The 12,350-nt window shown below is 68.6% G+C and carries 9 protein-coding genes and 1 tRNA gene; 6 read left to right on the top strand and 4 right to left on the bottom strand.

Features of this window, described 5'->3' with window-relative positions; genetic code table 11:
* Nucleotides 1-78: 78 nt before the first annotated feature.
* From ACFVMC_RS00150 to ACFVMC_RS00135, 4 genes are all read right to left on the bottom strand, one after another.
* Nucleotides 79-1,065 (bottom strand): hypothetical protein, encoded by a 987-nt coding sequence (locus ACFVMC_RS00150; RefSeq protein WP_379205584.1) that lies wholly within the window; start codon nucleotides 1,063-1,065, stop codon nucleotides 79-81.
* A 253-nt stretch (nucleotides 1,066-1,318) separates the two neighbouring features.
* Nucleotides 1,319-1,394: transfer RNA gene (locus ACFVMC_RS00145), tRNA-Arg, on the bottom strand.
* 104 nt (nucleotides 1,395-1,498) lie between these two features.
* Nucleotides 1,499-2,194: a DUF305 domain-containing protein gene (locus ACFVMC_RS00140; RefSeq protein ID WP_379205583.1), complete on the bottom strand. Its 696-nt coding sequence runs from the start codon at nucleotides 2,192-2,194 to the stop codon at nucleotides 1,499-1,501.
* A complete protein-coding gene (locus ACFVMC_RS00135; RefSeq protein ID WP_379205582.1) occupies nucleotides 2,195-3,094 on the bottom strand; it encodes a DUF3105 domain-containing protein in 900 nt (299 codons plus the stop codon).
* An 84-nt stretch (nucleotides 3,095-3,178) separates the two neighbouring features.
* Here ACFVMC_RS00135 and argS point away from each other — a divergent pair, with 84 nt between their 5' ends.
* The 6 genes from argS (at nucleotide 3,179) to rho (ending at nucleotide 12,068) form a co-directional block, all read left to right on the top strand.
* Nucleotides 3,179-4,837, top strand: a complete 1,659-nt coding sequence (gene argS, locus ACFVMC_RS00130; RefSeq protein WP_379205581.1) for an arginine--tRNA ligase — start codon at nucleotides 3,179-3,181, stop codon at nucleotides 4,835-4,837.
* A 49-nt stretch (nucleotides 4,838-4,886) separates the two neighbouring features.
* A complete protein-coding gene (gene lysA, locus ACFVMC_RS00125; RefSeq protein WP_379205580.1) occupies nucleotides 4,887-6,308 on the top strand; it encodes a diaminopimelate decarboxylase in 1,422 nt (473 codons plus the stop codon).
* Nucleotides 6,308-7,681 (top strand): homoserine dehydrogenase, encoded by a 1,374-nt coding sequence (locus ACFVMC_RS00120; RefSeq protein ID WP_379205579.1) that lies wholly within the window; start codon nucleotides 6,308-6,310, stop codon nucleotides 7,679-7,681. Before lysA ends, ACFVMC_RS00120 begins: the two co-directional genes overlap by 1 nt.
* Complete coding sequence (gene thrC, locus ACFVMC_RS00115; RefSeq protein ID WP_379205578.1) at nucleotides 7,678-8,772, top strand: threonine synthase; 1,095 nt, start codon at nucleotides 7,678-7,680, stop codon at nucleotides 8,770-8,772. The genes ACFVMC_RS00120 and thrC overlap by 4 nt, the downstream gene beginning before the upstream one ends.
* 1 nt (nucleotide 8,773) lies before the next feature.
* Nucleotides 8,774-9,763, top strand: a complete 990-nt coding sequence (gene thrB, locus ACFVMC_RS00110; RefSeq protein WP_379205577.1) for a homoserine kinase — start codon at nucleotides 8,774-8,776, stop codon at nucleotides 9,761-9,763.
* A 394-nt stretch (nucleotides 9,764-10,157) separates the two neighbouring features.
* Nucleotides 10,158-12,068 (top strand): transcription termination factor Rho, encoded by a 1,911-nt coding sequence (rho, locus tag ACFVMC_RS00105; protein WP_379205576.1) that lies wholly within the window; start codon nucleotides 10,158-10,160, stop codon nucleotides 12,066-12,068.
* Nucleotides 12,069-12,350: the final 282 nt, after the last annotated feature.

The raw sequence follows: 12,350 nt of genomic DNA, 5'->3' as shown, positions 1-12,350 counted from the left end.
CGTGTAATTCGTTGCAGTTCATCACGATCCGACCCATGGGACCGGATCGCGTCGCGTGGTCTGGCGGCGGTGTCTGGGTCAGATGTCTGCCTCCGGCGCCCGCCGCCGCGCCGAGCGCCGAACCTTCTCCAGGTGATCGCGGACAGTCTCCAGATCCCTTCGCAGTTCGTTGCGCTCACGCATCCCGTCATCTCGAAGCGCCGCCATCGCTTTCGCGTGTTCGCCGCTCATCGCCCGGGCGGCCTGGTCGGCGGCGGCGTGAGCCTCGGAGAGGCTGTCGAGGTGTTTCGTGTGGAGCAGCTCGACGCGCTCCTGGTGGGCCTGCCGGGACTCGTCGAGCGCCGAACGCAGCTGCGCCGCTTCGGAGCTCGCGGTCGCAGCCGCCGCGGCCGCCGTGTCACGCTCGGTCTCGGCGCGCGCCTGGGCGGCTCGGGCCTGCGCCAGTTGCTCGCGCATCTGGTCGAGCTCGCGGTCTGCCTCCTCCCGGACTTGATCGCGCTCGGCGACCGCCTCGGCGACTTGCTTGCGGGCGCGGCGGATGGACTCGACAGCGTCGGCGACGGACTGGTCGCGCTCGGCGACGGCGTGTTCGGCGGCGCCGTCGGCGAGCGCACGGTCGGCGTGCGCCTGGTCGCGCTCGGCGCGATACCGGTCGGCGGCCCGCTCGGCGCCCTCGCGCGCGGCTTCGGCATCGGAGACCAGCCGGTCGCACTCCCGGCGCACCTGAGCTATCTCGTCGGTGACCGCACGAGGGTCGGTGATCGTCGCGAGCAGATCGCCGGCGTCGTCGAATGTCGCGACCATCTCGCCGCGCAGCTCCTCGAGGCGGCGCACGAGCCCGGCCAGAGTGTCAGTCGCCTCGCTGACCGGCCGCTCGACCGGTGCCGGTTGTCGGGCAGCGGCTTTCGCGTCCTTCGCGGTGATCTTCTGCCGTTCCCGCCACGCCGTCACCGCGGTGTGGCCGGGGTTGTCGCAGTACTGGCTCGGGCGCCCGCGCTTGCCGGTCCGGGCAGCTAGTTCGACGCAGCGGGGGTACCCACAGGTGACGACGGTGGAGGTGGTCATCGGCCCGCACCTCCGCTCACGGCAGCGAATGTGATTGATTTCATATCATCACGCGGTGATGATGAAATGAAATCAATTGGTTCGGAGGGGCTCTCGGGTCCGGTCGCCGACGAGGAGACGGGCCAGACGGCGCTCCGCCGACCGGCCGAGGACAGGACATCGGAAAAGGGAACGTAGGCTACAACTTTGGCTACAGTAGCCGGATCGAAGAAAGGCCCTGAACCGTTGTTGCGCTGGTCAGGGCCTATTTTGGTGGTGCCCTCGGCAGGAATCGAACCTGCGGCCTTCTGCTCCGGAGGCAGACGCTCTATCCCCTGAGCTACGAGGGCGGGATAGTTCTCGATCGGGCCGGGGGCCGGTCCGATCGGGCGGGGAAAGCGTATCGCATACCCGGCCCACCGCCAAAAAGCAGGGCGGGCCGGGGACTTCGCGATCAGTTGAGCGGCAGGGGAGTGCTGCCGCGGGCGCTCAGCATTCGGGTGATCAGCTGGGCTTCGTTCTGCTGGGTGGCGCTCATGGTCGCGGCCAGGGTGCGCACGGCGGTGGTTTCGGCGTGCGTGGCCGCGTATTCGATCATCGACAGGCCGCCCTGGTGGTGGCGCAGCATCAGGCGCAGGAACATGGTGTCCGGTTCGGGGGCTTGGCGCAGGGCGGCCAGTTCCTCCGCGGTGGCCATGCCGGGCATGCTCGCCACCGGACCGGTGTGCTGGGCGCCGGTGCTGCCGCCGTGGTGTCCGGAGGACATGTCGGTCATCCAGCCCATGTACCCGTCCACGCTCTGCGCTGGTTTGCCCCACAGCTGCAACCAGCCCTGCATGCGGCCGACCTGGGCCTGCTGGGTGGTCATGATGTCGTAGGCGAGCCGGCGCACATCGGTGTCGGCCGAGCGCAGCAGCGCGACACCGGCCATCTCCACCGCCTGCGCGTGATGTGCGGACATGTCCTGGGTGAAGCCGATGTCGACGGTGCCCGGGTCGGGTTCGCGGCTGCCGTCCAGGGGAATGCGGGCCAGGACGCCGACGGCGAAACCGAGCAGGATCGCCCCGATGACGCCCAGGATCAGCAGTGCGGTGCGCTGGCCGCGCACCTGGCCCCGGATTCCGGTCTCGGTTTCGCTGTCGGCGCTCATCTACTGTGTCGCCGGTGGGGTGGCGGGTTCGACCGGCGCGGCGGGCGCGGTCGGCAGCCCGGTCAGGCCCGGGATGGTGGGCACACCCGGCACGCCGCCGAGTTCGCTCTGGTCGGCGGGGATGCCGGTGCCGTCCACGGGGACCGCGTCGGGTCCGGGCGGTGTCGGGTCGAACGGAAGCGGGTTGTCCCGGTCGAAGTACGGGTTGGAGCAGTCCGCGCCGACTTCGGGGTAGGCGTAGGGGTTCTGCCGCAGCGCGGTGATGAACTGTCCGACTCGCTTGTCGTTGGGGTCGTCCAGTTTCAGCTGGTGACCCCAGGATTGCAGCGACACGGCGCTGTCCAGGCCCGGGTACGGCGACAGCATCGTGTACTGCTTGCCGTCGACCTTGCGCTTGAGCACGTCGAGTCCGGCGGCGTCGACCTTGTCCGGGTTGTAGGTGATCCACACCGCTCCGTGCTCGAGCGAATGCACCGCGTTCTCGCTACGGATCGGCTTGCTGTACACCACGCCGGTGCAGGCCGCCCACTGCGAATCGTGGGGTCCGCCGAAGGCGGGGGTGGTGTCGTAGGCGACGCGCTGGGTGGGCTGGATGTGCTTGCCCGCGCCCTCCGCGTAGTCCTTCTTCACCACGCCCGGGATCTGCTCGGACGGGTCCTTGCGCTCCGCGCTGGGCGTGTATTTGTCCAGCTCGGCCTGCTCGCGGTACTTCGGGACCAGGCTGTAGGCCAGAACACCGACCAATGCGATGATTACCGTGGCGGCCCCGATGGCCAGCCATGGGATCTGGCGATTCGACGGAAGTTGGCCGCGGCCGCTTCCCCTGCGTTGGGAAGGCGAGGCTTTCCCGGCGGCTCGGACGGCCTTGGCCGATTTCGAGGCGCTTTTACTACTCGGCATCGCTCGTTGTGCTCTCTCATGTGCTGATCTGCTGCGGTGCCCGCCCGAAGGTGTTCACCTGCCCAGACCATAGGATAGTGACTCGTGACTCCAGCTGACCTTGCATCTCTCCTCCGCGCAACTGCCGCGGAGGTGCTCGTCGAACGCGGACTCGACCCTACGGTCCTGCCCGACGAGGTCACAGTGGAGCGCCCCCGTAATCCGGAACACGGTGACTATGCCACGAATGTGGCGATGCAGGTGGCCAAGAAGGTCGGCGCCAATCCGCGCGAGCTGGCCACCTGGCTGGCCGACGCGCTCGCCGCCGCCGATGGTGTGGAGACCGCGGAGGTCGCCGGTCCGGGCTTCCTGAACATCCGGCTGGCGGCGGCCGCGCAGGGCGCGATCGTGGCGAAGATCCTGGCCGCGGGCTCGGGCTACGGCACCGCCGACGCGCTGGCCGGCACCAAGATCAACCTGGAGTTCGTCTCCGCCAACCCGACCGGCCCGATCCATCTGGGCGGCACCCGGTGGGCCGCCGTCGGTGACGCGCTGGGCCGGATTCTCGCCGCGCAGGGCGCGGACGTGACCCGGGAGTACTACTTCAACGACGCCGGCGCCCAGATCGACCGGTTCGCCAATTCCCTGGTCGCCGCCGCGACCGGCGCACCCACCCCGGCGGACGGGTACGCGGGCGCCTACATCACCGAGATCGCCGGCGCGATCGTGGCGAACCATCCGGGCGCCGCCGACCTGCCCGAGCAGCAGCGCCACGAACTGTTCCGGCGCGAGGGCGTCGAGATGATGTTCACCCACATCAAGAAGACGCTGCACGATTTCGGCTGCGACTTCGACGTCTACTTCAACGAGAGCTCGCTGTTCGCCTCGGGTGCGGTGGATCAGGCCGTGGCGGAGCTGAAGGCCTCGGGCAACCTGTACGAGAAGGACGGTGCCTGGTGGATCGCCAGCACCGAGTACGGCGACGACAAGGACCGGGTGGTCCTCAAGAGCGATGGCACCTCCGCCTATATCGCCGGTGACATCGCCTACTTCCAGAACAAGCGGGCGCGCGGCTTCGACCTGTGCATCTACATGCTCGGCGCCGACCACCACGGCTACATCGGCCGTTTGAAGGCCGCCGCCGCGGCCTTCGGCGACGACCCGGACACCGTCGAGGTGTTGATCGGCCAGATGGTGAATCTGGTGAAGGACGGCGTGGCCGTGAAGATGAGCAAGCGCGCCGGCACCGTGGTCACCCTGGACGACCTGGTCGCGGAGATCGGCGTCGACGCCTCGCGGTACTCGCTGGTGCGTTCCTCGGTGAACACCAGCATCGATATCGATATCAATCTGTGGACCACGCAGGACAGCGTCAACCCGGTCTACTACGTCCAGTACGCGCACGCACGCACCTGCAGCATTCTGCGGAACGCGGCGGCGTTCGAATTCGCTTCGGTACCGGTCGATCTCAGCCTCTTGACGGCCGAGCGCGAGACCAGGCTGATCGGTGTGCTCGGTGAGTTCCCGCGCGTGGTCGCGGCCGCCGCCGAGATGCGCGAGCCGCATCGTGTGGTGCGCTACCTGGAGGAACTGGCCGGCGCCTATCACCCGTTCCAGTCCGACGACGACATGCGTGTGCTGCCCAAGGGCGACGAGCCGGTCACCCCGCGGCACGCGGCGCGCCTGGAGTTGGTCAAGGCGACCCAGCAGGTGCTGGCCAATGGCCTGGCCCTGCTGGGCGTGAGCGCACCGGAGCGGATGTGAACCCGCACCTATCGAGCCGCGCGCTCGTGAACCCCCGAAAGGAAGCATCGTGAGCGGCGCACATCCCGCTGGTCCCCGGCATGCGGAGATCCCCCATGCCCCCAATCTCCCGGAACGCCCGGGTGATCCGAAGCAGATGATCGATCTGCCCGCGAATGTGTGGCCCCGCAACGCCGTTCGCGGCGACGACGGCGCGGTCAGCCTGGCCGGTGTGCCGGTCGCGGATCTGGCCGAGCGGTTCGGCACACCACTGTTCGTGGTGGACGAGGACGATTTCCGTTCCCGCTGCCGCGATATGGTGCGCGCGTTCGGCCCGAACGCCCGGGTGCACTACGCCTCCAAGGCTTTTCTGTGCGGTGAGGTCGCGCGCTGGATCCGCGACGAGGGCCTGTCCCTGGATGTGTGCTCCGGCGGCGAACTGGCGATCGCGCTGCACGCGGGTTTCCCGGCCGAGCGAATCGCGTTGCACGGCAACAACAAATCCGTTGCCGAGCTGGAGGCCGCGGTCAGCGCGGGTGTCGGCCACGTGGTGGTCGACTCGCTGATCGAGATCGAACGCCTGGAAGCCGTGGCGGCCGCCGCGGGCGTAGTGCAGGACGTGCTGGTGCGCGTCACCGTCGGCGTGGAAGCTCATACGCACGAATACATTTCGACCGCGCACGAGGATCAGAAATTCGGTTTCTCGATCGCCGGCGGCGATGCCATGGAGGCGCTGGCCCGGGTCTTCGACGCCGACGATCTGCGACTGGTCGGCCTGCACTCGCATATCGGTTCGCAGATCTTCGAGATCGACGGCTTCGAGATCGCGGCCCGGCGCATGCTCGGCCTGCTGCGTGAGGCCATCCAGAAGTTCGGCGTGGAGCGCACCGCGCAGATCGCGACGCTGGATCTCGGTGGCGGACTTGGTATTTCGTACCTGCCGAACGATGATCCGCCGCCGCTGGACGAATTCGCGGCCAAGCTGCGCAGCCTGGTCGAGACCGAGGCGGCGCACGCGGGGCTGCCCACCCCGAAGATCGCGGTGGAACCCGGTCGCGCCATCGCCGGGCCCGGCACCGTCACGCTCTACGAGGTCGGCACCATCAAGGACGTTTCGCTGGACGGCGGCAATCGCCGCCGCTACGTCAGCGTCGACGGCGGCATGAGCGACAACATCCGGCCCGCGCTGTATCAGGCCGATTACGACTGCCGCCTGGTCTCGCGGTCCTCGGACGCGTCGGCCGTGGTCGCGCGGGTCGTCGGAAAGCATTGCGAGAGTGGCGATATCGTCATTCGCGACACCTGGATGCCCGCCGATGTCGGCCCGGGCGATCTGGTCGCCGTCGCGGCGACCGGTGCGTACTGCTATTCGATGTCGAGCCGATACAACCAGTTGACCCGTCCGGCCGTGGTGGCCGTCAAGGACGGGCAGCCGCGTCTGATTCTGCGCCGGGAGACGGTGGCGGATTTGCTCAGCCTGGAGGTGGAATGATGACAGCATCGCGTAGCGATTCCGTGGGTGGGCCCGAACAGAGAAGCGGGGCCTGGGGTATCGATCGTCCGATCGGTGTCGCGGTGCTCGGGATGGGCAATGTCGGCACCGAGGTCGTGCGGATTCTGCGGGAGCACGCCGAGGACCTGCGCTCGCGCGTGGGCGCGCCGGTCGTGCTGCGCGGTGTCGCCGTGCGCAACCTGGAGCGCGATCGCGGCCTGCCCGCCGACCTGCTGACCACCGACGCCGAAGCGCTGGTCGCGCGCCCGGATGTCGACCTGGTCGTCGAGGTCATGGGCGGTATCGACCCGGCCCGCGGCCTGATCCTGGCGGCGCTGAACGCGGGTAAGTCGGTGATCTCGGCGAACAAGGCGCTGCTGGCCGACTACACCGGCGAGCTCGCCGCCGCGGCCGAACTCAACCGCGCCGACCTGTACTTCGAGGCCGCCGTCGCCGGCGCCATCCCGGTGGTGCGCCCGCTCATCCAGTCGCTGTCCGGCGACCGGGTGAACAAGGTGGTCGGCATTGTCAACGGCACCACCAACTTCATCCTGTCCGCGATGGACGAGACCGGCGCCGACTACGGGATCACGCTGAAGGAGGCGACCCGCCTGGGCTACGCCGAGGCGGATCCCACGGCCGATGTCGAGGGCTACGACGCCGCGTCCAAGGCCGCGATCCTGGCCTCGCTGGCCTTCCACACCCGCGTCACCGCCGCCGATGTGTACCGCGAGGGCATCTCCAAGATCACCTCCGAGGATCTGGAAACCGCGTCCGCGCTGGACTGCACGGTCAAACTGCTGGCCATCTGCGAACGCATCCCGGGCAACCCGCCCGCGGCCGAGGGCGGCAAGGACCGCATCTCGGTGCGGGTCTACCCGGCGCTGATTCCGCGCAAGCACCCGCTGGCCGCGGTCAACGGCGCGTTCAACGCCGTCGTCGTCGAGGCCGAGAACGCCGGACGTCTGATGTTCTACGGCCAGGGCGCCGGTGGCGCGCCGACCGCGTCGGCGGTGCTCGGTGATCTGGTGATGGCCGCGCGCAACAAGTTCTACGGTGGACGGGCTCCGGGCGAATCGGTCTATGCTGAGCTGCCGATCGCGCCGATCGGTGACACACCGGCCCGCTACCACGTGAACTTGCAGGTAGAGGACGTTCCGGGTGTCCTGGCCAAGGTCGCGGGCGAGTTCGCCCACCACGGCGTCAGCATCTCCACCGTCCGGCAGGCCGGGCACGGCGAGGGTGCGCGCCTGGTGGTCGTCACCCATCACGCCCTCGAGTCGGCACTCGCGGACACCGTCGCCGCGCTCGCGGAGATGGAATCCGTCACATCCGTGACCAGCGTTCTGAGATTGGAAGGCACCGAAGAATGAACTCCACTGGTGTTGCACCGCAGTTGAAGGTGCACTCGCGCTGGCCGGGCCTGATCGCGGCCTACCGCGATCGGCTCGAGGGCGCGGCCGATTGGGAGCCGGTGACCCTGTTCGAGGGCGGAACCCCGCTGGTGCCCGCGCCGCACCTGTCCGAGCTGACCGGGTGCGAGGTCTACCTCAAGGTCGAGGGCGCCAACCCGACCGGTTCGTTCAAGGACCGCGGAATGACGATGGCGATGACCGACGCCAAGTACCGCGGCCAGAAGGCCGTGCTGTGTGCGTCCACCGGCAACACCTCGGCATCGGCGGCCGCCTACGCCACCCGGGCGGGGCTGAGCTGCGCGGTGCTGATCCCGCAGGGCAAGATCGCGATGGGCAAGCTGGCCCAGGCGGTCATGCTGGGCGCCAAGATCATCCAGGTGGACGGCAACTTCGACGACTGCCTCGAGCTGGCCCGCAAGGTCACCTCCGACTTCCCCGAGGTCGGCCTGGTGAACTCGGTCAACCCGGCGCGCATCGAGGGCCAGAAGACCGCGTCGTTCGAGATCTGCGATGTGCTCGGTAAGGCCCCCGACGTGCACGCGCTGCCGGTGGGCAATGCGGGCAACATCACCGCGTACTGGCGCGGTTACCGCGAGTACTACGCCGACGGCCTCATCAGCGGTCTGCCGCGCATGCTCGGCGTGCAGGCGGCCGGCGCCGCTCCGCTGGTCAACGGCGCTCCGGTGTCGAACCCGGAGACCATCGCCACCGCCATCCGGATCGGCGCGCCCGCGTCCTGGAACGGTGCGGTCGAGGCCAAGGAGCAGTCCGGCGGCGCGTTCCGCGCGGCCACCGACGAGGAGATCCTGGCGGCGTACCGCCTGGTCGCGGCCACCGAGGGCGTTTTCGTCGAGCCCGCGTCCGCGGCCTCGGTCGCCGGCGTGCTCGCCGCGCGCAAGGAGGGTTGGCTGGATTCCGGTCTCACCGTGGTGTGCACGGTGACCGGCAACGGCCTCAAGGACCCCGACACCGCGCTGCTCGGCATGCCCGACGTGCAGGCCATCGCGGTGGACCCGGTCGCCGTCGCCCACGAGCTCGAGCTGGCCTGAGTTGAATTCGCGCGAAACCCAATTGGCCCCGGAGACCGAGTCGACCCCGGCTCGGGCCCGGACGCTGCCCGCCGGAATCGCGGTCACCGCGCGTGTTCCGGCGTCCACCGCCAATCTCGGTCCCGGATTCGATTCGCTGGGAATGGCTTTGGGCCTCTACGACGAGATCGAGGTGCGCACCACCGATTCCGGGCTTACGATCCGGGTCGAGGGTGAGGGCGCCGACGATGTGCCCTGGGGCCCTTCGCATCTGGTCGTGCGCGCGATCGAGCGTGGCCTGGAGGCCGCCGGCGTCTGGGCCGACGGCCTCGATGTGGTGTGCCGCAACGTGATTCCGCATTCCCGCGGCCTCGGCTCCTCGGCCTCGGCGGTGGTCGGCGGCCTGGCCGTCGGCAGCGCGCTGGCCGCGAAGCTCGATCCCGAATTGGCGCTCGACCTCGATCAGCAGGTGCAGCTGGCCTCGGAATTCGAAGGACACCCGGACAATGCCGCGGCCAGCGTGCTCGGCGGCGTCGTCGTGTCCTGGACCGAATCCGCGGTGGAGACCGACAGTCCGCCCGGCCGCAGTTATCACGCGGTCCGCCTGGCCGCGCACGACGCGCTGCGCCCGGTGGTGCTGATTCCGGAGGAACGCTCCTCCACCGCGCACACCAGGGGTTTGCTGCCCGAGACCGTCCCGCACGGGGACGCGGCGTTCAATGTCAGCCGGGCCGCGCTCGCCGTGGTGGCCCTGACAACCCGCCCTGACCTGCTGATGTCGGCCACCATGGACCGGCTGCACCAGACTCAGCGGGCCCCCGCGCTGCCGTTGACCACGGCCTGGATCGCGCGGCTGCGCGCGGCCGGTATCCCGGCCACCGTTTCCGGCGCCGGTCCGACCGTACTGGCCTTGTGTACCAGCGAATTCCCCGCGGAATTGGCCGAACTGGCGGCCGCCGACGGCCTCCGAGTGGTCGAGCCTGGACTCGCCGAAGGAGTACAGGTCAGCTAACGGCGAGTCTGTCTTGCCGAGGCTCGCACTATCCGGCTATCCTGGGCAAGTCCGTACATCGTGCGCATCAGACGCCGGTGCTTCATCAGGGCAATCGCTCCAGCAGGTCCAGGCTCGAGCCTCCAGGCCATGGAGGTGCTGCGTAGCTGCGCAACTGGAATGATCTCTCCCACCTTCATGGAGTTGGGCCCTGCATAACCGGTGGGGCAGGTGATTTACGGCAGCCGAGTCCGGCACAGTGCCCGGACTGCGGGACGAAACCCTCGAAACAGCACACGGCGGTCGAGGGAAGGAAAGGATTTCCGTGACAGATACGGACCTGCTCGCGACACCCGGGGTGGAATCCAACCCAAGCAACTCGGGCCGCGATAGTGAATCCGGACAGATTTCGAAGATGAGCGAACACACCGACGTCGCACGATCGGGGCTGACTGGAATGTTGTTGCCGCAGTTGCGCCAGCTTGCGGGGGAGCTCGGAATCCGAGGGACCTCCGGCATGCGCAAGGGCGATTTGATCGCCGCCATCAAGGAAAATCAAGCCGGAAAGCCCGCGCCCGCCAAAGCCGAGAAGGCCGACAAGGCCCCGCGCGGTGACGCGAAGGCCGAGCAGGCGACCGCCGACGTGACGTCTGCCGCCGAGGCCGCTCCGGCCAAGGCCGCCAAGGCGTCCGCTCCCGAAGCCGCCGCTCCCGAAGCCGCACCGGCCAAGGCCGAGCAGCCGGCCAAGTCCGACGCAGCGGATGCCCCGGCGGGTGATTCCGCCGACGATGCCGGTCGCGAATCCGGCCAGCGGGGCCGCGGTCGGCAGCGGCGCGGCCGTGACCAGGCGCGATCCGGCGGCGACAACGCCGAGGCGCGTGGTGACGAGCCGAAGCAGGATGCCGAGCCGGGTGAGCGTCGCCGTGAGCGTAACCAGCAGGGCGATCGCAACCAGAACGGAAGCGGCAACCGCGGCAACGAGAACCGTGGCGGCGAGAACCGTGGTGGCGACAACCGCGGGGGCGACAACCGCGGGGGCGACAACCGAGGCGGCGACGACGAGGAAGGCGGCCGCGGTCGCCGGGGTCGTCGTTTCCGCGAGCGGCGCCGCGGGCGTGACCGCGAAGGCGGCGTCGGCGGTGGTGGTGAGGCGCGCGAGCTTGAGATCCGCGAGGACGACGTGCTGCAGCCCGTCGCGGGCATCCTCGACGTGCTGGACAACTACGCGTTCGTCCGCACCTCGGGCTATCTGGCCGGGCCCAACGATGTCTACGTGTCGATGAACCTGGTCCGCAAGAACGGCCTGCGCCGCGGTGACGCGATCACCGGCGCGGTGCGCGCCCCGCGCGACGGCGAGCAGAGCAACCAGCGCCAGAAATTCGATCCGCTGGTGCGGCTGGACACGGTCAACGGCGGTGAGGTCGATGCGGCCAAGCGGCGTCCCGAGTTCAGCAAGCTCACCCCGCTGTACCCGAACCAGCGACTGCGCCTGGAGACTCAGCAGAACAAGCTGACCACCCGCGTGATCGACCTGATCATGCCGATCGGTAAGGGCCAGCGCGCCCTGATCGTCTCGCCGCCGAAGGCCGGTAAGACGACGATCATGCAGGACATCGCCAACGCGATCGCGATCAACAACCCCGAGGTCTACCTCATGGTGGTGCTGGTCGACGAGCGTCCCGAAGAGGTCACCGACATGCAGCGTTCGGTGAAGGGTGAGGTCATCGCCTCCACCTTCGACCGGCCGCCGTCAGACCACACCTCGGTCGCCGAGCTCGCCATCGAGCGCGCCAAGCGCCTGGTGGAGATGGGCAAGGACGTTGTGGTGCTGCTCGACTCGATCACCCGATTGGGCCGCGCGTACAACAACTCCTCGCCGGCCTCGGGTCGTATCCTCTCCGGTGGTGTCGACTCGACCGCGCTGTACCCGCCCAAGCGTTTCCTGGGCGCGGCGCGCAATATCGAGAACGGCGGCTCGCTCACGATCATCGCCACCGCCATGGTGGAGACCGGTTCCACCGGTGACACGGTGATCTTCGAGGAGTTCAAGGGCACCGGTAATGCCGAGCTCAAGCTGGACCGCAAGATCGCGGAGCGGCGTGTGTTCCCGGCGGTGGATGTCAATCCGTCCGGTACCCGCAAGGATGAACTACTGCTGAGCCCGGATGAGGCGGCCGTGCTGCACAAGCTGCGCCGCGTGCTGTCCGGTCTGGATTCGCATCAGGCGATCGATCTGCTGATCGACCGTCTGAAGAAGTCCAAGAACAACCTGGAGTTCCTGATGTCGGTCAGCAAGACAGCGCCGGGTGGCGCGATCGACGAGTAGGACGAACTCTGCTGTCACCGAAAGGGTCTCGCGTAAGCGGGGCCCTTTCGGTGTTTTCGGTGCGAAGAAGAACAGTCCGATCAGAGCGGAACCGGAAATCAGGAATGTCAGGATGACGGCCGTCGGAAACGCCGCCCCGCCCGTTGCCGCCGCGTCGTAGGCGACCGTCTGCGCTGTCGCGGAGGTGGCATCGGTATCGGGCACCGCGAACCAGCCCACCACGACAGCGAGAGTCAGCGCGAGCATGATCGCCGCGGCAAATCGGCTGCTCATGTCAATTCC

This window comes from Nocardia sp. NPDC127579 (assembly GCF_042672005.1).
In the GTDB taxonomy this organism is placed as follows: Bacteria; Actinomycetota; Actinomycetes; order Mycobacteriales; family Mycobacteriaceae; genus Nocardia.
This window is presented reverse-complemented; position numbering and strand designations above follow the sequence as displayed.

Coding starts and splice junctions, on each gene's coding strand:
- ACFVMC_RS00140 (WP_379205583.1), bottom strand. CDS start 2,194: ATGAGCGCCGACAGCGAAACCGAGACCGGAATCCGGGGCCAGGTGCGC.
- ACFVMC_RS00135 (WP_379205582.1), bottom strand. CDS start 3,094: ATGCCGAGTAGTAAAAGCGCCTCGAAATCGGCCAAGGCCGTCCGAGCC.
- thrC (WP_379205578.1), top strand. CDS start 7,678: ATGAACTCCACTGGTGTTGCACCGCAGTTGAAGGTGCACTCGCGCTGG.
- ACFVMC_RS00150 (WP_379205584.1), bottom strand. CDS start 1,065: ATGACCACCTCCACCGTCGTCACCTGTGGGTACCCCCGCTGCGTCGAA.
- rho (WP_379205576.1), top strand. CDS start 10,158: ATGAGCGAACACACCGACGTCGCACGATCGGGGCTGACTGGAATGTTG.
- ACFVMC_RS00120 (WP_379205579.1), top strand. CDS start 6,308: ATGACAGCATCGCGTAGCGATTCCGTGGGTGGGCCCGAACAGAGAAGC.